Annotated in this window: 23 protein-coding genes; 17 read left to right on the top strand and 6 right to left on the bottom strand. The window is 58.9% G+C overall.

All coding sequences use genetic code 11. The annotated features are described in order from the left end of the window. Nucleotides 1–5 precede the first annotated feature (5 nt). On the bottom strand, nt 6–782 hold the full coding sequence (locus QP982_RS00620; RefSeq protein ID WP_070605318.1) for an enoyl-CoA hydratase: 777 nt from the start codon (nt 780–782) through the stop codon (nt 6–8). A gap of 246 nt (nt 783–1,028) precedes the next feature. Between QP982_RS00620 and QP982_RS00615 the strand changes: the two genes are divergently transcribed. Beyond that, nucleotides 1,029–1,793: a cyclase family protein gene (locus tag QP982_RS00615; protein WP_049171735.1), complete on the top strand. Its 765-nt coding sequence runs from the start codon at nt 1,029–1,031 to the stop codon at nt 1,791–1,793. A 277-nt stretch (nt 1,794–2,070) separates the two neighbouring features. On the opposite strand, the gene QP982_RS00610 is transcribed toward QP982_RS00615, so the two are convergent. Next, nucleotides 2,071–2,802, bottom strand: a complete 732-nt coding sequence (locus QP982_RS00610) for a YcnI family protein (RefSeq protein ID WP_049171733.1) — start codon at nt 2,800–2,802, stop codon at nt 2,071–2,073. 518 nt (nt 2,803–3,320) lie between these two features. On the opposite strand from QP982_RS00610, the gene dnaK reads away from it, so the two are divergent. From dnaK to QP982_RS00590, 4 genes are read left to right on the top strand one after another with little or no spacing between them, the layout of a single operon-like run. Beyond that, nucleotides 3,321–5,162, top strand: a complete 1,842-nt coding sequence (gene dnaK, locus QP982_RS00605; protein WP_048734453.1) for a molecular chaperone DnaK — start codon at nt 3,321–3,323, stop codon at nt 5,160–5,162. 2 nt (nt 5,163–5,164) lie between these two features. After that, on the top strand, nt 5,165–5,752 hold the full coding sequence (gene grpE / locus QP982_RS00600) for a nucleotide exchange factor GrpE (RefSeq protein ID WP_016421563.1): 588 nt from the start codon (nt 5,165–5,167) through the stop codon (nt 5,750–5,752). Between the two features lie 60 nt (nt 5,753–5,812). After that, entirely contained in the window at nt 5,813–7,009 is a 1,197-nt protein-coding gene (gene dnaJ / locus QP982_RS00595) for a molecular chaperone DnaJ (protein ID WP_005511752.1), read from the top strand. Beyond that, nucleotides 7,009–7,419, top strand: coding sequence for a heat shock protein transcriptional repressor HspR (locus QP982_RS00590; protein WP_016421562.1), 411 nt, complete (start codon nt 7,009–7,011; stop codon nt 7,417–7,419). Before dnaJ ends, QP982_RS00590 begins: the two co-directional genes overlap by 1 nt. A gap of 108 nt (nt 7,420–7,527) precedes the next feature. Here the strand turns inward: QP982_RS00590 and QP982_RS00585 are convergent, their stop codons facing one another. Together QP982_RS00585 and QP982_RS00580 are read right to left on the bottom strand one after the other, a co-directional pair. Further along, a complete protein-coding gene (locus tag QP982_RS00585) occupies nt 7,528–9,090 on the bottom strand; it encodes an alpha/beta hydrolase (RefSeq protein ID WP_284870057.1) in 1,563 nt (520 codons plus the stop codon). Further along, complete coding sequence (locus tag QP982_RS00580; protein ID WP_284870056.1) at nt 9,078–9,395, bottom strand: hypothetical protein; 318 nt, start codon at nt 9,393–9,395, stop codon at nt 9,078–9,080. The genes QP982_RS00585 and QP982_RS00580 overlap by 13 nt, the downstream gene beginning before the upstream one ends. 147 nt (nt 9,396–9,542) lie before the next feature. On the opposite strand from QP982_RS00580, the gene QP982_RS00575 reads away from it, so the two are divergent. After that, on the top strand, nt 9,543–10,391 hold the full coding sequence (locus QP982_RS00575) for a nitrilase-related carbon-nitrogen hydrolase (RefSeq protein WP_070607431.1): 849 nt from the start codon (nt 9,543–9,545) through the stop codon (nt 10,389–10,391). 116 nt (nt 10,392–10,507) lie between these two features. Further along, the gene (locus QP982_RS00570; protein WP_038626783.1) at nt 10,508–11,125 is read left to right on the top strand and encodes a trimeric intracellular cation channel family protein; all 618 of its coding nucleotides are present in this window, start codon (nt 10,508–10,510) and stop codon (nt 11,123–11,125) included. A 112-nt stretch (nt 11,126–11,237) separates the two neighbouring features. Here the strand turns inward: QP982_RS00570 and QP982_RS00565 are convergent, their stop codons facing one another. Further along, nucleotides 11,238–12,125: a fructose bisphosphate aldolase gene (locus QP982_RS00565; protein ID WP_224433385.1), complete on the bottom strand. Its 888-nt coding sequence runs from the start codon at nt 12,123–12,125 to the stop codon at nt 11,238–11,240. Between the two features lie 360 nt (nt 12,126–12,485). Between QP982_RS00565 and clpB the strand changes: the two genes are divergently transcribed. The 3 genes from clpB to QP982_RS00550 all read left to right on the top strand — a co-directional run bounded on the left by clpB (nt 12,486) and on the right by QP982_RS00550 (nt 17,665). Then, on the top strand, nt 12,486–15,065 hold the full coding sequence (gene clpB / locus QP982_RS00560) for an ATP-dependent chaperone ClpB (protein ID WP_070546029.1): 2,580 nt from the start codon (nt 12,486–12,488) through the stop codon (nt 15,063–15,065). Between the two features lie 184 nt (nt 15,066–15,249). After that, on the top strand, nt 15,250–15,897 hold the full coding sequence (locus QP982_RS00555) for a GNAT family N-acetyltransferase (RefSeq protein WP_150960671.1): 648 nt from the start codon (nt 15,250–15,252) through the stop codon (nt 15,895–15,897). 229 nt (nt 15,898–16,126) lie between these two features. Continuing rightward, nucleotides 16,127–17,665, top strand: coding sequence for an HNH endonuclease signature motif containing protein (locus QP982_RS00550; RefSeq protein WP_070856117.1), 1,539 nt, complete (start codon nt 16,127–16,129; stop codon nt 17,663–17,665). A gap of 24 nt (nt 17,666–17,689) precedes the next feature. On the opposite strand, the gene QP982_RS00545 is transcribed toward QP982_RS00550, so the two are convergent. Beyond that, nucleotides 17,690–17,938, bottom strand: a complete 249-nt coding sequence (locus QP982_RS00545) for an SDR family oxidoreductase (RefSeq protein ID WP_284870055.1) — start codon at nt 17,936–17,938, stop codon at nt 17,690–17,692. A 176-nt stretch (nt 17,939–18,114) separates the two neighbouring features. On the opposite strand from QP982_RS00545, the gene QP982_RS00540 reads away from it, so the two are divergent. The 7 genes from QP982_RS00540 (at nt 18,115) to QP982_RS00510 (ending at nt 25,225) form a co-directional block, all read left to right on the top strand. After that, nucleotides 18,115–18,945: a sulfurtransferase gene (locus QP982_RS00540; protein ID WP_070628457.1), complete on the top strand. Its 831-nt coding sequence runs from the start codon at nt 18,115–18,117 to the stop codon at nt 18,943–18,945. Nucleotides 18,946–19,150: 205 nt separating this feature from the next. Continuing rightward, nucleotides 19,151–21,181, top strand: coding sequence for a TtfA family protein (locus QP982_RS00535; protein WP_284870054.1), 2,031 nt, complete (start codon nt 19,151–19,153; stop codon nt 21,179–21,181). A 51-nt stretch (nt 21,182–21,232) separates the two neighbouring features. Next, on the top strand, nt 21,233–21,793 hold the full coding sequence (gene pyrE, locus QP982_RS00530; RefSeq protein WP_049169851.1) for an orotate phosphoribosyltransferase: 561 nt from the start codon (nt 21,233–21,235) through the stop codon (nt 21,791–21,793). A 98-nt stretch (nt 21,794–21,891) separates the two neighbouring features. Continuing rightward, complete coding sequence (locus tag QP982_RS00525) at nt 21,892–22,737, top strand: lysoplasmalogenase family protein (protein WP_016421548.1); 846 nt, start codon at nt 21,892–21,894, stop codon at nt 22,735–22,737. Next, on the top strand, nt 22,724–23,395 hold the full coding sequence (locus QP982_RS00520; RefSeq protein WP_038626765.1) for a TrmH family RNA methyltransferase: 672 nt from the start codon (nt 22,724–22,726) through the stop codon (nt 23,393–23,395). The genes QP982_RS00525 and QP982_RS00520 overlap by 14 nt, the downstream gene beginning before the upstream one ends. Nucleotides 23,396–23,464: 69 nt before the next feature. Then, nucleotides 23,465–24,682 (top strand): glycoside hydrolase family 76 protein, encoded by a 1,218-nt coding sequence (locus QP982_RS00515; RefSeq protein ID WP_049169856.1) that lies wholly within the window; start codon nt 23,465–23,467, stop codon nt 24,680–24,682. Nucleotides 24,683–24,814: 132 nt separating this feature from the next. Further along, complete coding sequence (locus tag QP982_RS00510) at nt 24,815–25,225, top strand: DUF3151 domain-containing protein (RefSeq protein WP_016421545.1); 411 nt, start codon at nt 24,815–24,817, stop codon at nt 25,223–25,225. The last annotated feature ends 61 nt before the right edge of the window (nt 25,226–25,286 follow it).

The raw sequence follows: 25,286 nt of genomic DNA, 5'->3' as shown, positions 1-25,286 counted from the left end.
AGTTTCTAGGAATTGGTGAAGTTTGCCTCGCGCTTTTCAGTGAAAGCGGCCATGCCTTCCTTCTGGTCATTGGAGGAGAACAGGGAGTGGAAGGTGCGACGCTCAAAGAGCAGTCCCTGCGACAGCGTCATTTCGTAGGCCTGGTTGATCTGTTCCTTAATCTGGGTAGTGGCAACCAGAGACTTCGACGCAATGGTGTCGGCGACTTTCAGGGCCTCGTCGAGAAGCGCGTCCGGCTCGACGACGCGGGCGACCAGACCTGCGCACTCAGCTTCCTCGGCACCCATCATGCGGCCGGTGAGGCACATCTCCATTGCCTTAGCCTTGCCGATTGCGCGGGTGAGACGCTGCGAGCCGCCCATGCCCGGAGAGATGCCGAGGTTGACCTCAGGCTGACCGAACTTGGCCTTAGCGCCAGCGATGATGAAGTCCGCCATCATAGCGACCTCGCAGCCACCGCCCAGGGCGTAGCCGTTGACGGCGGCGATAACTGGAGTGCGGACGGAAGTCAGAACATCCCAACGTGCGAACCAGTCAGAGGCATACATCTCGGTGCCGGACTTGTCCGCCATCTCCTTAATGTCCGCACCTGCGGCAAACGCCTTCTCGGAGCCGGTGATGATAATCGCGCCGATTCCCGAGTCGTTGTCGAAAGCGGTGGCTGCTGCGCCGATCTCTTCCATGGTCTTGTGGTTCAGGGCGTTCAGTGCCTTCGGGCGGTTCAGGGTGATAATGCCGACGCGACCTCGGGTTTCGGTAAGGATGTTTTCGTAGGTGGTCATTAGATACTCCTTTGGGATGGCTTGAGTTTGGTGAAAGTTGTGTATGTAGCCCGCAATTCCAAAATCTGAAGAACGTGGCTGCGGCTTGAAAAGTCTTTCCTGTATGCGAGGGTACCTGCGGTAGCGGGTGTCGTCAGGCTGTTTGAGCTGATAGGTGCAGGGTGGGGCGAGTTGGTGTCTTTTAGTGCTCGATGTGCCGGTGGCCATATTGGCTAACTAGACAGCTTTGTCTATATACTTCGCTTTATGTCGAACAAGAACACCGCAAACACGCACGAACTATGGGACATTGCTCGCAAGCTTCGGGAAAACCACACCTATGTTGACTTGACTCACGCGTTTCACGCCGGTCAGCCGAAATTCCCTGCGCTTCCCGACGAACAGCGAACACGGCTTTTCACCGTTGCTGAGCATGGATTTGAAATCGACCAGTATCAGTTTGTTGGCCAGTGGGGTACGCATGTGGATCCGCCTGTGCATTTCGTCCAAGAGACGAGAACTCTTGACAATATTGGCGTCGAGCAGATGATCCTGCCTTTGGTCGTCCTAGATTTCACTGCTGAAGTCGCTCGGGATAATGATTTCTCCCCTTCGATTGCTGATGTCGAGGCGTGGGAGGAACGCAATGGTTTGATTCCGGGCGGTGCATTTGTCGCATTTCGCAGTGACTGGTCAAAGCGGTGGCCTGACGCTGAGGCAATGGCCAATGCGGATGAAGAGGGCGTGACTCACTACCCAGGATGGAACGTTGAGGTTGTCGAATGGTTGATAGACAACCGTGGCGTTGTGGCGATTGGGCACGAGACCACTGATACGGACCCCGGCATCGTGGCTCATGGTGGCAGCTTGCCGACGGAACTCTATCTATTAGGGCGTGACCGATGGCAGATTGAACTTCTGGCTGGGCTCGACCAGGTGCCGGAAACGGGGGCTCTCGTGGTTGCCTCCTGGCCGAAGCCAAAGGATGGGACGGGGTTCCCAGCTCGAGTTTTTGCTGTTTTGCCAGTGTAATCCTCCCACTGCCTTCGAACGGTTTTCGAATACGCCATAAAGCTTCGCCTAACTCAATCCGAGCCTAGATGCGTGATTCAGCCGTCATTGTTTGAGAGCTTTGCATTGTCCGTTCACTGCGTCGACCGAAACGACGAGCCGACAGCACGGATTATCCTCCGGCGTGCATTGTCAAGATCGGCCGGCTCTATGTGCTCGCATGGGGTGAGCTCTGTGAAGGCATGGGCGGCAGTGCCGCGGTGAAGGCGGATTCCCGAGTGGCAATCCGCCTGTGGTCTTAACCTCGCTTACGCAGTGAAACTACCAATGCGGCAATACCGGTCAGCGCGCCCACGAGGCCGAGCCCCAGGCCCCAGCCGCCAAGCGTGCTGCTCGAATCCTCGCTGGTAGCAGCTGCGGAATGCTCCACGTCGTCTGAGCGGCTATCGCCGTGGTTTGTCTCGCTGGTGCCATGGTTGTGGCTGTGGTCGTGGCCGTGGCTATGTTCATTGTCTTCCGACTTCTCAATCAGCTCCACAGTTGGAACCGGGTAGTCACTATCGTGGTCCTTTTCAGCCCAGTTCATCGAACCCTTTTCACAGGTTTGCAGCGTCGGCACCTCAACTGTCGACGGCTTTGCGTCATCAGCCACCTTCACGCTGAGCGTCAGAGAATCCTTCAGGTCCGACGGCAGTGGAGTCTTTGCGGTGTAGATGACCTTCTGCACCTTTTCATTCTTGCCAGAGCCGGTCGACTCCTTGGTGACATCCCAGTTCGCGTTCACGTTCGGCGTAACCTTTTCGAACTCCTCCGGGATGGTGAACTCGACCTTCGTCGTCGGCGAACCGTCGCAGCCATGGCCGACCCCGAAAGCCAGATCCGCGTAGCCGCCAATCGGGGCAGACGACGGGGTTGCATGCACATGTGCGGATGCAATGGCAGGGAAGGCGAGGGTTAGTGCGGCGCTTGCCGACGCTACTGCGAGCCCACGGAAAAAGGGGAAATGGTGTCGCTGTGCATTCTGAGGCACGAAAAACTCCTAAATAAGTGGGATGAATTCTTGGCTCAATCGCCCCGTAAATGGGGAGAATTTAGACATGTATTAGTGGAGCCGCCAGAGCTGATTCGGTGTCAGGCCATGGGGTAACAAGGGCATGGCCTGTTGATGAGCCGGTGGCTGCAAAACACGTCAGGGGATTAGTCGGTTCGCTGTGCAGGAAAGTTCCCAGGGCTAGTGCTAGGAAATTCTTTGTCCCCCTGGAGTCCAGAGGCAGGATTCTGTATAGAAAATTGCGCTGTCGGCTACCGTGAGTGGCTTTAGAGCATAGTCTTGTAAAAATCTTTTATCGCGGTGACCTGCGGTGATGACGGTTTTTTTAGAAAAGTTGAGTCGGGTTGGAATAACTTTGTCCCATAGTCCGTTGCATAGCATGACAAACATTGAGTCGGACACACTCAAGTTTGCTTGACAGATTTTCTACGGCAATGCAGACTTGAGCGCGTAAGACTTAAGGGCAATTCTTTTACTCTTCTAGAAAGGTGTTCATCATGGGACGCGCTGTTGGTATTGACTTGGGTACGACGAACTCCTGTGTCTCCGTCCTCGAGGGCGGCGAGGCTCAGGTGATTGCGAACGCTGAGGGTTCGCGCACCACTCCGTCGGTGGTTGCATTTGCAAAGAATGGTGAGGTCCTGGTTGGCCAGTCCGCTAAGAACCAGGCTGTCACTAACGTTGATCGCACTATTCGTTCGGTCAAGCGCCACATGGGTACTGACTGGAGCATCGAGATTGATGACAAGAAGTACACTCCGCAGGAGATTTCCGCTCGTACGCTGATGAAGCTGAAGCGCGACGCTGAGTCTTACCTGGGTGACGACGTCACTGATGCGGTTATTACCGTTCCGGCTTACTTCAACGACGCTGAGCGTCAGGCAACCAAGGAAGCGGGTCAGATTGCTGGCCTGAACGTCCTGCGCATTGTCAATGAGCCGACTGCTGCTGCACTTGCTTACGGTCTGGAGAAGTCCGACAAGGAGCAGACCATTCTGGTCTTCGACCTCGGTGGCGGTACCTTCGACGTCTCCCTGCTGGAGATCGGCGACGGTGTTGTTGAGGTTCGCGCAACTGCTGGTGACAACAAGCTCGGTGGCGATGACTGGGATCAGCGCATCGTTGACTGGTTGGTTGAGAAGTTCCAGTCCAGCAACGGCATTGACCTGACCAAGGACAAGATGGCTCTGCAGCGTCTGCGTGAGGCTGCTGAGAAGGCCAAGATTGAGCTGTCCTCCTCGCAGCAGGCATCTATCAACCTGCCGTACATCACCGTTGATGCTGACAAGAACCCGCTGTTCCTGGACGAGACCCTGTCCCGTACTGAGTTCCAGCGCATCACCTCTGATTTGCTTGACCGCACTCGTAAGCCGTTCCAGCAGGTCATTGCTGACGCTGATGTTTCGGTTTCCGACATTGACCACGTCGTGCTGGTCGGTGGTTCCACCCGTATGCCGGCAGTCTCCGAGCTGGTCAAGGAACTGACCGGTGGTCGTGAACCGAACAAGGGCGTTAACCCGGACGAGGTTGTCGCAGTTGGTGCTGCTCTGCAGGCCGGCGTTCTGCGCGGTGAGGTCAAGGACGTGCTGCTGCTCGACGTCACCCCGCTGTCGCTGGGTATTGAGACCAAGGGCGGTGTCATGACCAAGCTGATCGAACGCAACACCACTATCCCGACCAAGCGTTCGGAGACCTTCACCACTGCTGAAGACAACCAGCCGAGCGTTCAGATTCAGGTCTTCCAGGGCGAGCGTGAGATGGCTGCTGCCAACAAGCTGCTGGGCTCTTTCGAGCTGGGCGGTATCGCTCCGGCACCGCGTGGTGTCCCGCAGATTGAGGTCACCTTCGACATCGACGCCAACGGCATTGTCCACGTCACCGCTAAGGACAAGGGCACTGGTAAGGAAAACACGATCACCATCCAGGACGGCTCCGGCCTCTCCAAGGAGGAGATCGACCAGATGATCAAGGACGCTGAGAAGCACGCTGACGAGGACAAGAAGCGCCGCGAGGAGCAGGAAGTCCGCAACTCGGCTGAGTCCATGGCTTACCAGACCCGCAAGTTCGCATCGGAGAACGAGGACAAGGTTTCCCAGGACATCCGCGACCGCGTTGAAGAGGCCGCCAAGGAAGTCGACGAGGCTCTGAAGGGCTCCGACATCGAGGCCATCAAGTCCGCCGTCGAGAAGCTGTCCACCGAGAGCCAGGAGATGGGTAAGGCTATCTACGAGGCTCAGGCAGCTGAGGGTGCAACCGCAGCCGAGGGTGCTGAGGCCGCTGACGCTGACGACAACGTCGTTGACGCTGAGGTCGTCGACGAGGACGAGAAGGACAAGTAAGAATGACTGACCAGGATCAGGGAAACCAGCCCACCCCGGAGGAGCCGGCCAACCTGGCCGATCAGGTCAACGAGGTCTTCGAGCAGGCCAAGCTTGACGACGACGTGGAGCCGGCGACCGAAGGTGCCGCCGGCGACACCGCCGCGGAGGAAGCTGCAGACCCAGTTGCAGCCATCCAGCGTGAGTTGGATGAGCGCACGGAGGACCTGCAGCGCCTGTCGGCGGAGTTCGCAAACTACCGTCGTCGAGTTGACCGAGACCGTGAAGCCGAGCGCGTACAGGCGAAGGCAAAGCTGGCTGGAGAACTGCTGGTTTTGGCTGATGACCTCGACCGGGCTGAAGAGCACGGCGACTTGGCAGACGGCACGCCGCTGAAGGCTTTCGCGGATAAATTCCGTGGCGTGCTGACCGCACAGGGTGTTGAGGAATTTGGTGCCGCAGGAGAGGAGTTCAACCCGGACATCCACGAGGCTGTCCAGGATCTCTCTGAAGGGGATGACAAGGTTCTAGCCAATGTGCTGCGCAAGGGCTACCGAATTAATGACCGTGTCATTCGTACGGCGATGGTAATCATCGGCGATCCGCAGTAGCGGAGACACAAGTGACGCAGATTTCTTTGAATTAGTTTTTCTGAAAGGAGGAGATGCACCATGACTCAACGGGAATGGGCAGATAAGGACTATTACGCTGACTTGGGCGTCTCTAAGTCTGCGTCACTCGACGAGATTAAAAAGGCCTACCGCAAGTTAGCCCGGGAGAACCACCCGGACAAGAACCCGGGTAACAAGGCCGCTGAAGATAAGTTCAAGCGAATCTCCGAGGCATACTCGGTGGTCGGTGACGAGGACAAGCGCCGCGAATACGATGAGCTGCGTGCAGCTCTCGCAGGTGGTTTCCGATTCCCCGGTGCCGCAGGTGCCGGCGGAGCCGGTGCTGCCGGTGCACGTGGATTCGACTTCGACGTGTCGGATCTCTTCGGCGGAGGTGCCGGATTCGGTGGCAATGCTGGTGGTGCAGGTGGCCTAGGTGATTTCCTGGGCGGCTTCGTAAACCGCAATGGTGGCGCTGGTGCTGCCGGGCGGCAGAAGGCCCGCCGTGGTGCGGATGTGGAGACAGAGATTACGCTCGATTTCCGCGAGGCTGCCCAAGGTGTCACCATCCCGCTGCAGCTCACCAACCCGTCGCCATGCACGAACTGCAATGGTTCGGGTGCAGCGCCGGGAACCTCACCGGTGACGTGTACCACCTGTCATGGTTCGGGATATGTCAAGGAGCAAAAGGGGGCCTTCGGCTTCTCCAGTCCGTGTGCGGACTGTGGTGGCCAGGGCACTCGTATCGAGAACCCTTGCTCGCAGTGTAACGGCACCGGTGTGACCACCCGCCGTCGTACCATCACCGTTCGCGTCCCCGCAGGTGTGGTGGACGGCCAGAAGGTCCGTCTTGCGGGCCAAGGTGAAGCGGGACTGCGGGGACGTCCGGCCGGTGACCTCTTTGTCACCGTTCATGTTCGCCCGGATGAAGTCTTCACCCGCAGCGGCAACGACCTTGAGGTCACGGTGCCCGTGAGCTTCGGCGAGCTCGCACTCGGCGGCACCATTACCGTGCCGACGTTGGGTGACAAGATTCGCGTGCGTGTCCCGGCTGGCACAGCCGATGGCCGAACACTGCGTGTGCGCGGTCGAGGAATCCCGAAGCGCAATGGCACTCCGGGTGACCTGCTGGTAACCGTGCGTGTGAAGGTGCCGACCAATTTGGACGACAATGCCACTTCGGCATTGCGCTCCTACGTCGAAGCGGAACGTGCCAGCGGGTTCAATCCTCGTGAGGGTTGGGCAGGTGCGAAATAATGTCCGACAACACTGAGGTCTATGTCATATCCGTAGCCGCGAATCTCGCGGGCATGCATGCGCAGACGCTGCGCAATTATGACCGACTCGGGTTGGTAACTCCGCAGCGAACCTCCGGCGGAGGTCGGCGCTACACCAAACGCGATGTGGCGCTGCTGCGTGAGATTCAGCGTCTGAGTCAGGAAGACGGCGTCAACCTGGCCGGTATTAAGGCCATCATCGACCTGACTGAGCGGGTGGATTCGCTTGAGCAGGAAAATGCAGAACTGCGAGAGCAGCTCTATCAAGCAAAGGCACAGGCTCGTCGTTCGCGAGGCGAACTGGTTCACGTCCCACGCTCTACGGCAGTGGTGATGTGGGAGCCGCGCACACGACGCCGGCACAAAGACAACCGCGGTGGGGAAAGGTAATCCCACACGGCTGAGTGAACGGACTAACCAGCGTCGCCTGGTTAGTCCGTTTTCTTTTGGCTTGTTAATTTGGGCCGTGGATTCGCAACCGCTGATCTGAGAGACCGGTCAGCTGTCAGTTAGCCACCGGTTGGCCTCGCGGGTGAAAACTTCGTCGTCAAAGTAGTGTTCGATGTGTGGGTTGCCCTGGATGTGCCGATACTTTTGAGGAATATCCTGCACGGGAGTGACCATGAATTCGGCCAAGTCTCGCATGGACAGGCCACGCTCACTCAGGTTGAGTGCGTACGCGCCGAAATCCTTATCCGCTGGGTTTTTCCCATGAATCCCCAGTTCGGCAGGAATACGAATGGGGTCCATCGGGGACGTCGCCACTGCCACACGGTGGCTATTTTCATCTTCGGGTCGGACTGTGCCGTCCGGCTTGAGTAGTTTCATGTCGTTTGCGCGCTCCAGTCCGGGGCCAACACCTGGCGGAGCTATGAGCAGCACCCTATCCGCGTAGAGGCCACTACCAAGGGAAGCCTGCGAGACCACCGTCGCCCCATAGCTATAGCCGGCAACAACGTGCCGCTGAGTAGAAGACGTGCCGTGGCTAGTAATGCCACCGGCAATCGCAGTGTCACCACTATCGACACCACCGGAACGTTCAATCAAACCAGCTTGCAAATGCTGCAGCCGCTCAGCGGCAAAATTGTGATACTCGGTGCGTATGGCCTCACGGAGGTCGGGCGGCGCGTCATAGGAAAACAACACCACCGCCACATCCTCCGGATCTTCACCGGCGGCGTGGAAGGTCGCGGCTACGCGCTCGAACTGCCTGCTAGCATCCTCCGCGCTAGAGCTGGTGCCGGGGACGAGAGTAATCACAGTCGATGCTCGCTCAACGTCACCGAACGCAATCGCAGAATGTCCAGGCGAGGACTCCAATAGTTGTCCAGGAGGCAGCCCCAAAGCCCGGGCGCGAGCGGACATGGCAGCGTCTATCTCCGATAGCGGTCTACTCGAATACGCCCCAGTCAATCCGCTCCCAACTTCCAAGTCCCAACCACCGTCAAGCCCTCTGTCAGCAGGGTTGCCAGTACCACTGCCAGCCTGTGATGGCTGCAATCTACCCGAGCCGCTAACTTCGCTTGCCACCAGTGGTGAAAGAGCTGAGATTGCGCCCGCCGCCTTCTCATCGAGTCGGTTGAGTTCAGCCAAAGCCGACTGAATCCGAAGCTGCGAGGTTGCACGCCATTCGGCCATGGTGAAAGGCCCGGCAGGAATTTTGGGATGAACGAGGCTGCGCGCAATCGCAGACAGCATGCCCTCCGGCGGAGTCACCGCACCAGAAACCAGGTTCACCTGAAACCCCAGGTTGGTTGCCTGGTTTACCGCGGCGGTAAGTTCGCGGATGACGTCGTTAAGCATGGCGGCGGTGTCGCTGCAGCAGGCGGCGAGACGTTCGAGCGCGACGCTGCTTCGGCGCAGACGCGTGGAGCTGTGGGTGACAGAAACCTCGGCGGCGCTGCGGTTGTCGCCGGCGAAGTCGTCCTCTGAGAGCGCGTTGAGTGCGCCCTGGGAACTGTCGGCGGAATCGGCGAGGGCGCGTGCCCCGGAACGCAGTGCCCGGGCAAGCGTCTCCAGCGAATCCACATGCCACAGCAGTGCTTCGCCTACCGTGACCATGACAGCTTTTCCAAGGCGGCGGACTGGTCATGCTCGTGCGCGAGAGCGCTGACAGCGAGGGCATCGGCAGCCTGCGCAATAACGTCGATGTTTGTGCACGCGGCAAGCAATGATTCCGACCACTTCCCACAAGTAGTGGAGGCAGCGGGGACAATCCGTGAGCCGGGCAGGGCAGAGGTGAGGTCGGCACTTCCCGGGGCAGCTGCGACGATGGTGGAAAGACCATCAATACGAGTGGAGATCTGCTGGTAAGAGCGGCTTAAGGCGGATAGTTGAGCTGGATTGACTGTGATGTGTTCGGCCATGTTTTTGATTCTGCTGGGTGGCGAAAGGCAGCGGAAGAGCATCTTCAGCGAACTGTGGATAACTCTGAGCGATAGCAACGCACGGCGACGTCCTGTGGATAACTTCAGGACAGTCAATCCGGGGGGGGGAGCCGGTAACATTTAGGCATGCGTATTGCACTGGCTCAGTTGGAATTGTCAGCATCGGTTGAAGAGAATCTGGACGCGGTGAAGGTGACTATCGCGCGAGCAGCACAGGACAACGCCGATTTGGTGGTCTTCCCCGAGGCCACGATGAAGGCGTTCAATTCCGGTCGCCTGGATGCCGTGGCGGAGTCCAGCAGCGATAGGTTCGTAGCGGAGGTCTCGCAGGCCGCTCACGATGCCGGAATCAGCGTGGTAGTCGGCATGTTCCGCCCGGCAGATGAAGTGGAGCGCGACGGTAAGACGATGCACCGCGTCTTCAATTCGCTGCTCCTGGCTTGGCGTGATGAGGACGGCCCCGGTGTCGAGTTCTACGACAAGCTCCACCTCTTCGACGCTTTCGGGTTTCGCGAATCCGATACCGTCGCGCCGGGCAACGCGCACGTGGTGTGTGATGTCCCGCTTGCCGACGGATCGTCGGTCGCCCTCGGCCTTGCGACATGCTTTGACATCAGGTTTCCGGAGCAATTCATTCAACTGGCCAACCTGGGCGCGGAGGTCATCGCGCTGCCTGCATCGTGGAATGATGGTCCGGGCAAGGTGACGCAGTGGCAGACTCTGGTCTCGGCGCGTGCGCTGGATAGCACTTGTGTGATTGCGGCAGTTGATGCGGCCCGGCCTGGCGGGGCTAAGGCAGCGGGGAAGGATGAGGGGCCAACTGGCGCGGGGCACTCCATGCTGGTCAATGCGGACGGCGGGGTTATTGCCTCGGCGGGCTACAGCCCGCAGTTGCTTGTCGCCGATGTTGATATAGCGGAGGTGGAGCGGATTCGCCGCTCGATTCCGGTGCTGGAGATTCGCGATCAGGGCTAGCTGGGAAGCAATGAAGAGGGCCGAGCCGAGCTGAAAGCAGGAGTGGGGGAGCGAAGATTGCGGGATATTAGCCTATAGTTCTACCGATTCGGGCGAAGTCCTTTATATTTCTTATCATGCTGCTCCACATCCTCTGGGTCATTGGAATTACGGCCGAAGGCGTCACCGGCGCACTAGCGGCCGGTCGAATGCGCATGGATCTCTTTGGGGTTTCAACAATTGCGTGCATGACTGCTATCGGCGGTGGTACCCTGCGCGATGTCATTCTCGGCCACTATCCGTTGGTGTGGGTTGCAAGCCCACAATATTTGCTGGTTATCGTCGGTGCGGCACTGATCACGGTGCTGTTGGCCGACTTCCTGATGAAGCACTTCCGAGTCGTGTTCTTGGTCGCTGACGCGATCGGTTTGTCGGCGTTTTCCATCATTGGTGCCCGCGTGGCCATGGAGATGGGGCATGGTGTCATCATCGCTATTGTCGGCGCCGTTCTTACCGGTGCGTTTGGAGGTGTGCTCCGCGACCTGATGTGTGACCGCGTCCCACTGGTGTTCCAAAAGGAGCTCTATGCCTCCATCGCAGTCGTCGCGGCGACGCTTTACTACGTGCTCGACATGGTTGGCCTGCACGAGAGCATCAACATTATCTGCGCTGTACTGTCGGCGCTGTTCATTCGACTAGCGGCGCTGTGGCGTGGCTGGTCGCTGCCGGTATTTGATTATCAAGGGCGCGATTAAATAACTCCCGCACCAAGAAAACCTGGTACGGGAGTTTTTAGTTGCGCTAGCGGCTACCTAGAGGCGCCCACAAGCGCAGATGCACAGCGAAGCGCAAATGCACAGCGGACGATTAGGAAATCGAAGCCTCGTAGATGCCCTTGACGGACTCAGCCATGGTTGCGTTGAAGTCTTCGTCGGACTGCTGAGCAGACAGGCCCTCAGACAGTGCACGGGAGAAGGAAGCAATCATGCCGTGGTTGCGGGACAGGCGCTCGTTGGCGTCCTCGCGCTCGTAGCCACCGGACAGGGCAACGACGCGCATGACCTTCGGGTGCTCAATCAGCGGCTTGTACAGGTCATCCTTGGTTGGGATGGAAACCTTGATCATGACCTTCTGGTCATCAGCCAGGTCATCCAGGCCAGCGAGCAGCTCGCGCAGGACAATGTCCTCAGCCTCTGCCTTGTCAGCAGCGTTGATGTCGACCTCCGGCTCCAGGATCGGAACCAGACCGTGGGACAGAACCTGCTTGCCGAACTCGAACTGCTGAGCAATGTTGGCCTTGATGCCCTCTTCGTTTGCCTCAGCAATGAAGGAACGCATCTTGGTGCCGAAGATGCCCTTAGCGACAGCGCGCTCCAGCAGCTCATCCAGGCCCGGGCACGGCTTCATAAGCTGAACGCCGTTTTCCTTGTCTGCCAGGCCCTTGTCGGTCTTCAGGAACGGGACGATGCCCTTCTTTTCCCACAGGTACTGAGCGGTCGGGATTCCCTCGATGTCGCGATCCATTGTCTGCTCGAAGAGAATCGCGCCAATAATCTGCTCAGAGTTGAAGGACGGGGAAGTGATGATGCGGGTACGCATCTCGTGAACCAGGTCGAACATTTCATCTTCGTTCGAGTACTGATCCTCGTTGATGCCGTACAGGCGCAGAGCCTTCGGGGTAGATCCACCGGACTGGTCGAGAGCGGCGATGAAGCCTTTGCCCTCAGTCATCTGACGTGCCTGCTCGATGTTCATTCGAGTCCTTTCGTGAGAATGAAGGAATGTCACCTACCAGGGTAACCAAAACAGTATGAGTGCGCTGTCCACCCATCACTCACATGGGGGAAGTTGAATCCGGCGGGAGTGTGCTGGTGAGGACGTCGGGCGGTGTGTCGGAGTGTGTTCGCACGTGGTTTCTGGAGCTTTCCAACGTTTTCTAGTGCTTTCCGGCGTGCTACTACGCTTAACGACGCTGCCGAGCTCAATCCTTTTTGCTATAGGTGTGGTGTGAATCACGGTCGGGAAATTGAAAAACTTGAAGTTGAGTGGAACAGACTCAAGGTTGAATGCGTTATGGGTAGTGAATGACAAAGTTGAGCCAAAGGGGCGCAAGTTATGAGTTTTACACCAACAACTAAGACTGGAGAAGTTCTCCAGGAAGCTATGAAGGCCGCGACCAGCGCGGGTAACCCGGATATCCGGCCTGGGCACATTCTGGTAGCACTGCTGGAGCAAAAGGAGGGTATTGCGGCTCCACTGCTTGAAGCAGCGGGCGTTAATCCTTCCGGGGTTTTGACCCGCGCTAAGGAGTTGGTCGCGGGGTACCCGTCGGCAAGCGGGGCGAATATGGCGAACCCACAGTTTAATAGGGACGCCGTTAATGCTCTGAACGCCGCCGAGGAGCTGGCGGGGGAGCTGGGAGACGAGTACGTTTCCACGGAAATTCTGCTTATCGGTGTGGCAACTGGCCAGTCGGAGGCGGCAACTGTGCTGCAGTCGGCGGGTGCTACTGCCGAGGCGTTAAAGGGTGCGCTGACTAGTGTGCGTGGATCGAGGAAGGTAACAACGGAGAATCCAGAAGAGCAGTACCAGGCTCTGGAAAAGTATGCGACGGACTTAACCGCGCGGGCACGTGAGGGCAAGATTGACCCAGTTATTGGCCGCGATGCGGAGATTCGTCGCGTGGTACAGGTCTTGAGTCGTCGTACCAAGAACAATCCGGTGCTCATTGGTGAGCCGGGCGTTGGTAAGACGGCCATTGTAGAGGGGCTGGCACGACGCATTGTTGCAGGTGATGTGCCGGAATCTCTGAAGGGCAAGACGCTGATGAGCCTGGATCTGGGCTCTATGGTCGCCGGTGCGAAGTATCGCGGTGAGTTCGAGGAGCGCCTGAAGGCGGTTCTGGACGAGATTAAGGAGTCCGACGGTCAGATTATTACCTTCATCGATGAGATTCACACCATCGTTGGCGCTGGCGCCACGGGTGATGGCTCGATGGATGCGGGCAATATGATTAAGCCGATGCTGGCTCGTGGTGAGCTGCGGCTGGTCGGTGCGACGACCCTGGATGAGTACCGCAAGTACATCGAGAAGGATGCTGCGCTGGAGCGTCGTTTCCAGCAGGTCTTTGTCGGTGAGCCGAGCGTTGAGGACGCCATTGGTATTCTGCGTGGCCTGAAGGAGCGCTACGAGGTCCACCACGGTGTTCGTATCCAAGACTCCGCGCTAGTGGCTGCAGCAACGCTGTCGGATCGCTACATCACATCCCGCTTCCTGCCGGATAAGGCTATCGACCTGGTTGATGAGGCCGCATCGCGTCTGCGTATGGAGATTGACTCCTCGCCGGAGGAAATCGACTCCGCGGAACGCATCGTGCGCCGCCTCGAAATCGAGGAAATGGCCCTGGAGAAGGAAACTGACATCGCGTCGAAGGAGCGTCTGGACAAGCTCCGTGAGGAACTTGCAGATGAGCGCGAGAAGCTCAACGCTCTGAAGACTCGCTGGCAGAACGAGAAGTCCTCGATTGATGATGTCCGCTCCGTCCGCGAAGAGCTCGATGCCCTGCGCACTGAGTCCGAAAAGGCTGAGCGCGAAGGTGACTACGGGCGCGTCGCAGAGCTGCGTTACGGACGCATCCCTGAGTTGGAGAAGAAGCTGGAGGCCGCCGAGGAATCGGTCGCTGACGCAGAGGAAAACTCCATGCTCAAGGAGGAGGTCACGCCTCAGGAAGTCGCTGAGGTTGTCTCCGCCTGGACGGGTATCCCGGCTGGCAAGATGATGCAGGGTGAGACCGAGAAGCTGCTCGAAATGGAGCTCAACCTCGGCCGTCGCGTTGTTGGTCAGAATGCCGCTGTGGAGGCTGTCTCCGATGCCGTCCGCCGTTCGCGTGCGGGTGTTGCCGATCCGAACCGTCCGACTGGTTCCTTCCTGTTCCTCGGTCCAACTGGCGTTGGTAAGACAGAGCTGGCCAAGGCGCTGGCGGAGTTCCTCTTCGACGATGAGCGTGCGATGGTGCGCATCGATATGTCCGAGTACGGCGAGAAGCACTCTGTCGCTCGTCTGATTGGTGCTCCTCCCGGATACGTCGGCTACGACGCTGGCGGTCAGCTCACCGAGGCTGTTCGTCGCCGTCCGTACACCGTCGTGCTTTTCGACGAGGTCGAGAAGGCTCACCCGGACGTGTTCGATGTGCTCCTGCAGGTGCTCGATGAGGGTCGCCTGACCGATGGTCAGGGCCGAACCGTGGACTTCCGAAACACGATTCTGATTCTGACCTCCAACCTCGGTGCTGGTGGTACGCATGAGCAGATCATGGATGCGGTCAAGATGGCCTTCAAGCCGGAGTTCATCAACCGTCTCGACGATGTAGTGATCTTCGATCCGCTGACCTCCGAGCAGCTGCGCGGCATTGTGGACATTCAGGTTCGCAACCTGGCAGAACGCCTGGAGGCACGTCGTCTGGTGCTGGATGTCTCCGATGAGGCACTGGATTGGCTGTCGGAGCGCGGCTACGACCCGGCCTACGGCGCCCGTCCGTTGCGTCGTCTGGTGCAGAAGGCAATCGGCGATGAGCTGGCACGTCGACTGCTCGCTGGTGATGTTCGCGATGGTGACCGCGTAGAGGTCACGGTTGCTGACGATGGCGAGTCGCTGAAGGTTGTCGGCTATGACGAGGATGGCGTAGCCCGAATCTAGGGCGCCTGATACTCAGGGCGATAACTGCTGAGCAGGCTGTCTGTTTGTTGGGGCGGTTTGAGAGAGTTTTCTCCTGAACCGCCCTTTTTGTGCTTTTATTGTCCAGATTTATGTGTCTTGTGACCGACCGTGTGGGCTTGTTGCATTCCGGTCAGTCTGGAGTGCGCCGGTATAGTGCGCAAATATGACTAACTTTCAGTGGCGACCAGCGACAGACTCCGACCTCCCCTTCATTGCCTGGATGGACGAACTAACGGAAACATTCGGAGATGAAAGTCAGCCACTGCCGGAAGATTATGTAGTCACGAGGCGTCAATACGTCGACCAGTGGGACGCGAGTCAGGGCGGGGTTATCCTTTTCGCCACTTCGCTTGACGACGCTGACCTCGAGTCGCTCAGTGGCGACATGACCCGCACTGACCCATTTGAACCGAGGGTTTCTCGCGAGGCTACTTACAGTGCGGCCGCCATTAAGGCGGAATGGTTGGAGCGCGGGGATTCGTCGTCAAGCGAAGAATGCGAGGGCTATGAAGTGCCGGTGGGGGCGGCCTGGCTGCGTACGTTTACGAAGGACGATCCGGGGTACGGTTTTGTGGAAAATGGGATTCCTGAGGTAGCGATTGCGCTGCGTCCGGGTGTAGTCGGACGCAGGCTGTCGCAGCCGATGATTGCGGGGCTTCTTGAGTATGCGCGTGAGCTGGGGTACCCGGGGGTTAGTCTGGCTGTCCATGATGCCAACCCGCGGGCGGCGAAAGCTTATGTGAAGGCGGGGTTTGAGCTAGTGGGGCGCTCGAGCTTCCCGGACCACGATGTGATGGTGGTGCGGTTTTAGGCTTTCGGCGTGCAGTTTTTTTTGGGGGGGGGGGGGGGGGTCGGGTTTTTAGGGCGGATGGTGGGGTATTCGAGCTCTGGAAGCACGGCAGTGTTTCGGAAAAAGATTCGAAAAAGTTGACTTAGGGGGTTGTGGGGTGCCGAATGGGTGTGCGATAATATGGGGGAGGGAAATTAGTTAGTCCATTTGGGGATTCGGATTGCTAGCGTTTTAAAAGGGGGTGGGAGAAATGTCTACACCATCGGCGCCAAACGGCAGTGGACCGCTTTCGACATCTCAGGTTTTAGATGTGGTTGCGCAGTTTGAAGCTCTGTCGACAGTCATCGTGGAGAACTTCGAAGTACTTTCGCCGGATCATGCGCACGATGCATATAAGTCGATTGAGAAAGCGCGAAAACGACTCGCAGTAATTGATGCGACTTATGTGGAGACCATGAAGGGGCGGATGCCCAGCGCGGAGCATCGAAAGATTGCGTGGCTAGCGCAGGAGATGCGAATCTCGCGAGTAGAAGCGAGGCAGCGTATCAACGTCGTCGGGCGCCTGAGTAGGAATGTTGATCCGTTTGCTCCGGCGAATGAGGATGTGCGAATGCCGAACCTTCGTCAGAAAGTTGAGGAAGGTGTTGTCGGTGCGGATGCTGTTTCGAAGATTGACAAAGCCGTTCGTGAGCTGCCGGCAACGGAGCATGCACAGCTGTCTAGGCTGCTGGACAAGCACATTGCAGATTTAGTGGACAAAATCCGTGTTGATGATCTCAATAAATTGCCGAACCGCCTGCGGGCGATGTTGGGGGTTGATGACCCGTATACGGATGAGGACCGCGCTCGGAAACGAAGCCTAAAAATCGGTGCTCAGGGGCCGGACGGCATGAGCCGGTTGAGCGGTGTGGTTACGCCTTCGTTTGCAGCGGTGCTCAAAAGGCTGCAGGCGGATCATGCGCGCCCTGGCGGGTTACTCGAAGAAGGTGCCGATGACCAGCGGAATCCGGAGCAGCGTTTTCATGATGCCGTGGAAGCGGCGGTGAATGGGGGCTTTCAACCAGGCGGTGACCTTCAGCCGGCGCGGGGGACGACATCGGTGGTCACCGTCGCGCATATCGCAGATGTGGCAGCGCTAGCTGGAGTCTCCTTGCCTGATGGGAAAGATTTTGTACTTCCTGGATCGGGCAAAGCGGTCTCTGATGCGGGAGTGCGAATTTCCATTAGTCAGGCCGTGCAACAGATGGTTGATAGAAATTCGTTCCTCCAAGTCTTGGGGAATGAGGGGCAGACCTTGTACTTTGGTCGGTCCCGCAGGCTGGGGACTTTGCCACAGTATCTGGCCCTTCTTGGAGAGGAAGGAGGTTCCTCCGCGCCGGGCATGGGCACTCCGGGAGCTATGTGTGATGTTCACCATGTGCAGTCGTGGTCTTCCGGTGGTGGCACTGATCTGGATAATCTCACGTTGGTTGATCCGGGTACGCATCGAAAGATCGATGATGCTCGATGTGATGAAAATGCTTGGTGGACGCTTCGGCCGGATGAGGTGCCGGGGATTCTAGGAACTGACGAAGGGGACGGGGTTAGTGGGGAGTGCGAGCCGGTCTCTACTGATCGTGTGGTCTGGGTGGCCCCGAAAGGCAAGGAAGGAAACCGAAAAGCGGAATCCAATGAGGACCCCGATACGTTCGATAGCCCGGGGCGCTGGTTGCGTCGTAAAGCGCGAGAGAAACGGGCGGGGGACACAGCGGATGGCAATGGTGAGACGGGACAGGATCCCGGTGGGTAGTCGGGTAGGGAGCGGGGTCCTGGCTTAGAGGCTGATCTTCCGTTTCGTAGTCAGCTTTGCGTTAATGAAGCGGTTGAGGAAAGGGGCACCGACGCTGGCGGCATAGTGCAGCAATTTTGTCGGCAGGTTGACGGGGAAGTCAGCCTTAGTAATCGTGCCCTGTTTCTGGTCGATGCAGTCGACGATTGTGTTGGCGACATCAGCTGGTGTGATGCGAATACCCATGCGCTTGGTGCCGTCAGTGCTGACATTTTCGAGCAGAGACGTCAACAACTCCGACGGTTTAGCCGCGGGAAAGCAGTTTTTCTGCGGTGGCACGGCCGATTCCATGGCCTGCGTTTGAGATGAGAACGGCCAGGTGGGCAGCATCTTCAGACATCTTCCCGAGCTCCTAGTTTTAATAACGTACATATCGCGCTACCAAGTCAATCGATTTAGAATCCGGGATTATGACAACATCCATCTCGGTACAAGAGCTTCGTGACAAGATTGCCGGTGGCGGTCGCATCGTCGTCGTTGACGCACGCTGGTCGCGCGCTAAAAAACCATATGACTCCTACGCTACGGCTCACATCCCTCTGGCCGTGTTTTGTGATCCCGAGTTGGATCTAGCGGGTGTTCCCAGCCGAGAAGCTGGTCGCAACCCGCTGCCGGATATCGAGCGTGTGCGCGATGCCGTCCGTCGTTGGGGAGTCCGCTCGGAGCATCTGGTGATCGTCTACGACGCGGGCGATGGGCTGTTCGCATCACGTGCTTGGTGGATTCTGCGCTGGGCGGGTCTGGAGAATGTGCGTGTCCTCACCGGCGGGTTAGCTGCTTGGGAAGCAGATGGAAACGAGACTGCCTTCGGTCCCGGCAATCTGCCGCAGCCTGGAACGATTGCGGTGAGCGAGGGCAATATGCCTGTTGCCAGCCTCGACGACGTACGCACCTGGTCTGAACGTGGAATTTTGGTGGATGCGCGTGAGTCCAGCCGCTTTGAAGGCCGCAGTGAGCGCGTCGATCTGCAGGCAGGTCACATCCCGGGTGCCGTGAACCTGGCGGCTCGCAGTCTGCAAAATGCCGACGGCTCCTTCCTGCCTGTTGAGCAGCTCCGTGAGCGCTTTGCCTCCGTCGGTATCGAAGCCGGTCGTAATGTAGCGGTCTACTCCGGTTCCGGTCTTCATTCCTCACTGTTCATTCAGGCCATGGAAGAAGCGGGCATTACTGACGCCTCGCTGTATGTCGGAGGCTGGTCCCAGTGGGCTGGCAATCCGAGCCTGCCTATCGTCCGTTTCTAAGCGGCGCCGGACTCGCATGTGTCCGGGGCAGGGCGACCGCCCCAGGGAACCCCTGATGTGTCGTCCATGTGGATATTTCCCCTCGCCCTTACGGTTCTAGAGAGTCCTGTACGCTCTCGCCTCGGGCATTGGCATTGCGCCAGACGGGGGACGGCATATTGTCGCTGACCAAATAGAACGGCTTCTGGCTTAAGCTAGGAGATTAATGATTCCCCTAGTATTCACCCTCGCAGCGATCCTCATCATCGCCGCAGTCGCGCTGTTCGTTGTCGACCGCCGCCGTCGCAGCACAAGTGAGACTGCTGTGGCGTCTCCTTCGTCGCCATCGCTTTACGACGAGCCTTCGGACTCCACCGGCGAAGTAACCGGTGTGGCGGCAGAAGATGTTGTGCCTGAACAGCCGGATTCTTCAGAGCAGGGCAGCTCTGAGACAGCTTCTGTGGTGAGACCGAATGTCGCAGCTGGCGCTGACTCTGAGGTTGTCGCTGAGACTGATGGTGCCGCTGAAGTTGACCCTGAAACTGAGTTTTCGACGACAGAACTGGGTACTTCAGCTGGGCAAATGATGCCGGCGGAGCCTGAATCTGTCGCGGGAATCGAACCGGCGGCCCCTGCTGAAATGTCCGAAGCAACAGAAAACACGGGAGCTTCCGAAACATCGGGACCAGCAGCTGACCTGAATGCGGGAACGGACGGGACTCTCCGAAGTGACGCGGAGTCTGGCGCGGAGTTTGGCACAGGGCCTGGCATGGAGCCAGCCGAGTCGGTGACTGCTGAAGATACCGATACCACGGATGAGCCCGAGACAGGTTTAGTGGACAACACCAGTGCCATAGATGCCAACAGCACCACTGCTCCTGACGCTCGCATTGGAACTGTTGACGGTGCAGAATTCGAGGCTGTGCCCGGCGAAAATGCCGAGACTGACGAAGTGCCGCAATCATCCGATCGTGCGGCGCGCACCCAGGCCACCCAGGCCACCCCGCCCACTGTGTCCACCCAGCCCGCGCAACCGCAGCGCGCTCAGCAGCAATCAGTGGCCCCTATCCGTCGACGTATCAGCGGTCGCCGTGTGCGTCACTTGCGGAAAGCCTGGGCGCAGGAACGTAATTCTGTCTATAACCGTGTGGACCATGAGCTGCCGTCGTACTGGCAGCGTACGCCGGACGGCGATGCCAAGGCCGTGGTCTCCGGTTTCGCCTTTGGCCGGGAAATGCACCTCGCCGATGTCGGCGGCATCACCACCATCGCCATCCGCCGCTCTGTATCCAGCGATGAGGTTTTCGAGTTGCGCCGCAGCGGCGGCACGACGCTGCCTCACGTAGCTACCGAAGCCGGCCTGGTAGTCGCAGCTACCGACCCAGAGCTCATTCATCGCATCTTCGACGACCGTGCAACCCGCATGCTTGCCGACGTACACCCGGCCATTACCCGCATGTGGTCCGAAAACTCCTGGTCCTTGGCTCAGCTGATTGATAATTCAGTGCCAGAGGACTGGGACGGTGCACTGGCATCGCTGTCGGACTTCTCCGACATTGCGCGCAGGTTGCCACCGGCGGAAGGCGAAACCGTCGCTCCGGACACTAATCAGTGGGATCCCACTCGTTTGCAGCTCACCGAGCAGTCCGTTGACTCTGGTTCCTTGATTTCGGATGGAACCGGGCGTGGGCACTTGCACGCGGTACCAGATCAGCGTCGCAACGGTTCTGCTAACCACGAATCGCAGGATCACAGCTCACAGAACGGGCATGCCCAGAGTCACAGCGCGCAGAATAGCAAGGGTGAAGAGCCGCTGGACGTTGAGGAAATTGTTTACGCAGATTCTCCTTCGTCCTCGTCCGCTGCTACCGCGGATGCAACCACGGATGATTCGCAGTGGCCGTCGCAAAGCAATGCACAACCCACGGTGGTGCAGGCGATTGACGGTTCGTCGTGGCGCCCTACGCGGGATATACCGCTGGATCCGACGGCGCTGCCTTCGCGGTCGACGGCACGAAAGATGGGTGCAAACGTTGGCGAGTCGGAGGACATTGGAGATTCTGGCCAGCAGATTCCTGCGCTTGGGGAGGACCCCGAACATAGCCGGATGCGCTCGAGCCAGGGGCGTGTGGTGCGATCAAATGTGAAGCCCGCCAGTATTTTTACCGACGCCGCCCCAGACCTCGACAGCAGCGACGACCCCACCGAATCTATGTCCGAGGACAAGGGCGTAACCCCTGATTCCGCGGACGAGTAGAACCAGACATATCCTTGAGCACACAGTCGTTTATTTAGGAGACAACCTCAGATGAGCATCCACACGAGCAATGTCAATCAGGAGAAGCTGCAGCGTTTGGCCGAGCTGGTCAAGGAGCTGGCGGTTGTTCATGGCAAGGTCACGCTGTCGTCTGGACGTGAGGCTGATTACTACGTTGACCTGCGCCGCGCCACTCTACATCATGAGGCCTCGCGTCTGATTGGTTCTCTGCTACGAGAGCTCACTGGAGACTGGGACTACGCGCACGTCGGTGGTCTGACGCTTGGCGCGGATCCGGTGGCTACCTCTGTCATGCACGCCGAAGGGCGTCCAATTGATGCCTTTGTGGTGCGTAAGGAAGCCAAGAAGCACGGCATGCAGCGCCGCATCGAGGGACCGGACATTGTAGGCAAGAAGGTCCTGGTTGTGGAGGACACCACCACCACGGGCAACTCGCCGCTGACTGCCGTCGCTGCACTACGTGAGGCCGGTGCTGAGGTTGTCGGTGTCGCCACGGTGGTTGACCGCGCGACGGGCGCCGACGAGGTCATCAAGGCTGAAGGCCTGGACTACCGTTACCTGCTCGGTTTGGATGACTTGGGTCTGGCCTAAGAATCTGAGCGCTAGAGCTATCGCCGAGCCTCACCCTGCTCGCCGAGCCTCACCCAGCTCACCGCCCCAACGCAGTCCCACGAAAGAGGAACATCCCCATGACCACCAAGCGCGCAGGACTCCTGTCCAAGCTCACCACGACCAAACTTCCCGGCACCAAGGAAACCGTCGCTGACATGTTTGTGCGTCGCACGGGCGAGGGCCTCGGCGCACTCGTCGGTATCGCCAGCGCAAGCTCCGACACCCGCCGTGCCCCAGAACGTGCCGGCTATATCGCCGCCAGTGCGGTCAACGTTGTCTCCAGTGCCTTCGGCTGGGAGACTCCACGTCGAGTTTCCAAGACTGTCCTCATGCCACTGTTGGCGGCCAATGTTTGGCGCCGTCGCCACGAGACGTCTCGCTTTACGACGACCACCCTGCTCATCGGCCTCGCCGGCGGTTGGCTGGGCGACTTGATTCTCATGCCGAATAAGCCGAACCTGAACCGCGGTTCTGTGCCGTTCGCAGTTAACCAGGTTGCCTACCACGTGCTGCTGTGGCGTGCCGGAGCTCGGATTAGCGCGCTGCGTGCTGCCATTCGCTTCCCACTGTGGGCTGGTTCGGTACCGCTGGTCGGTGCTGTAAAGCCCGAGGCGCTGCCCGCTGCTGTTGGCTACGGTCCGCTGCTGGCTGTGACCTCCGCACTGGCCGATGACCCGGCGCTGCTGGAGGGTGCCGGTGCTGTCGGTACTGATGAGCAGACCGGCCTGCCGATTGCCGATGCCGCCTACGGCCTCGGCCACGGTGGCAACCTGTTCCTCGTCTCCGACACGCTACTGATGGCTCGAAAGATGTTTGCGGAGGAGGGCGTCGTCGGCAAGCTTCTGAATGCGGCAGTGATGGACACCTACACCGTGGCGCAGTTGTTCCTGGTCGAGGGGCTGTTGGCTCTTGACCGCGCCTGAGCCCGGGAAGGGGCCGACGGAATGGTTTGAGGCTCGTGTCGGGGTGGGGCCGTGGGAGCAGGAGCACCCGAACGAACCTCGGCCGACCGGCCCAGAATACGATGAGCAGCTTTTGGATGAGGGCGACCGACGCAACGTCGTCGATGCTTACCGCTACTGGACGATGGAGGCTATCGTCGCGGAGCTGGATAAGCGTCGTCATCCGTTGCACATCGCCATCGAGAATTTTGAGAATGACTCCAACATCGGCACCGTGGTACGCACCGCAAATGCCTTCCTGGTAGAGGCCGTGCACATCGTGGGGCGCAAGCGTTGGAATCGTCGCGGCGCGATGGTGACTGACCGCTACCAGCACTTGCTGCACCATGAGACGGTGTCGGAGGTCATTAGCTGGGCGCGCGAGCATGACCTGGCTGTGGTGGCCGTGGACAACGTGCCGGGCTCCGTACCCATCGAAACCGTTGAGTTGCCCGAGCGTTGTCTTTTGCTCTTCGGCCAGGAGGGGCCGGGAGTGACTGAAGAGGCACAGCAGGCGGCGGATCTGACGGTGTCGATCGCCCAATTTGGATCGACGCGTTCGATAAATGCGGGGGTAGCGGCGGGTATTGCCATGCACTCTTGGATTCGTACTCATGCAGATATCACCGCGGCCTGGTAATTGTCTGCTTAGGTGTTTTATTTCGAAGGCTGTTTTAGAGCTGTTTCACAGCCGTTTTAAGGAGAGCCAGTGGTTCTAAAAATGTCGCGTCCGGAGGCCGAAACGTGGGCCTATCGTGCGGACGTGGCTGAACAGGCGATTCGCAACCGTCATGCGGCGAAGCTGTGGGGTCTTCCGGGCACGAATTTGGCAATGGCTTCCTGGCCCGCGCCGCTTCGACATAAGGTCTTCATCAACTGGCATTACTGGTGGCAGGCGCAGTATCTCGACTGCCTGGTAGACGCAGCCAAGCGCGTGCCTTCTAAGGAGAAGTACCGCGCTATCCGCCAGACCACTCGGGGTATCCGCATTCGCAACCTCACGCTGCTGACCAAGAACAAGTACTACGACGATCGCGCGTGGATGGCGTTGGCGCTCGGGCGTGCCGACGCTGTCCTCGGCGCATCGGTGCCCAAGAAGACGACAGCACGGCTGATTTCATGCTTGGGCGATGGTCGGCAGGAGTCCACGGGTGTGCTGCCGTGGCGTGAGCAGGACCTCTTTTTCAACGTCCCCTCGAACGGTCCTGCAGCCATCGCTCTGGCCCGGGCTGGTCGTATCAAGGAGGCAGAGGAACTTATCGATTGGGTTTACGCCAACCTCCTGTCGGACTCAGGGCTGCTCTACGACGGCATTCGCTTGTCCATGGCAGGTGCCGTCGTGCAGAAGGGCATGTTTACGTACAACCAGGGTGTCATGATTGGCGCTTGCCTCGAAGTGGGACTTGCGCTTCGGGCGCACGGCCAGCGTGAACAGGCGACGAAGTATTTCACGCGCGTGCAAAACCTCATCCACGCGGTGGCAAAGGATTTGGCGACCACCGACAATGTTATCGCCGGTGCCGGTGGCGGCGATGGTGGTCTGTTCAACGGCATCCTGGTGCGATACCTCGCCGATGCGGCGGTGCGTTTGCCTGGAGACAATCGCATGAATCGCGCGGCAGCTCGCATTGCTCGCCGACTGGTTCTGGCTTCGGGGGAGAAGTGCTGGTACCACCGCCTCGAGGTTGATGGCCTGCCGCTTTTCCCCGCAGATTGGAACGATAATGCTCAGTTCCCACAGGGCGGTTCGGTTGCGCAATCAGTCGGTGGCGCGGTTCGCGGTTCGGCGATTAAGGAGCGTGACCTCTCTGTCCAACTGTCGGGTTGGATGCTGATGGAAGCGTGCGCCCGAGTGGCCGATTTTGTTGCGACCAAGCTGGAAAATGGTGAGTCGTTGGATTCGACGAAGCCGAGCTGCCCGGAGTAGTCGGGGAACGCTAGTTGGTCGTCATCTGGCGCTTGCCGACGTTGTACCACCGCGCTGTGCCCGCCGTTGCCAACAGGGAGTCACCTACTGAGCCCCTGCCATCGCCACGTGATGCCTGGCACAATAGGACGCATGAAACTCAATGACATGATGGCTCCTGCTCCCGTGAAGCTCCCCGTTCTTGACGAGGCCGTTGCTGCCCGCAACGGTGGCGCAAGCCCGGAGGCCGTGGTTCGCGCATGCCCGCGCGATTCCCAGGCTTGGGCGGATTTGGCTGAAAGCGCCTTGTCCGAGGGCCAGGAGATTCAGGCCTATGCCTTCGCTCGCACTGGTTACCACCGCGGTCTGGACCTGCTGCGTGGAAACGGCTGGAAGGGGTTCGGAGCCATTCCGTGGGAGCACGAGCCGAATCGTGGTGTGCTCCGCGCCTTCGCAGCGTTGGCTAAGGCTGCTAAGGCTATCGGCGAGGATGATGAATTCGATCGCATGATGGCGTTGCTGCGTGACAGTGATGAATCCGCGTTGCCAGAACTGGGTCTTTAATCGCGCACAGAGATTCAGCGGGCACATAAGAGTGCACAACAGCACAACGGGTACATAAAAA

The sequence above is a fragment of the Corynebacterium sp. MSK019 genome (assembly GCF_030232425.1).
Lineage (GTDB): Bacteria > Actinomycetota > Actinomycetes > Mycobacteriales > Mycobacteriaceae > Corynebacterium > Corynebacterium jeikeium_D.
Note: the sequence above shows the minus strand (reverse complement) of the source record. Positions and strands in the feature narration are given on the sequence as shown.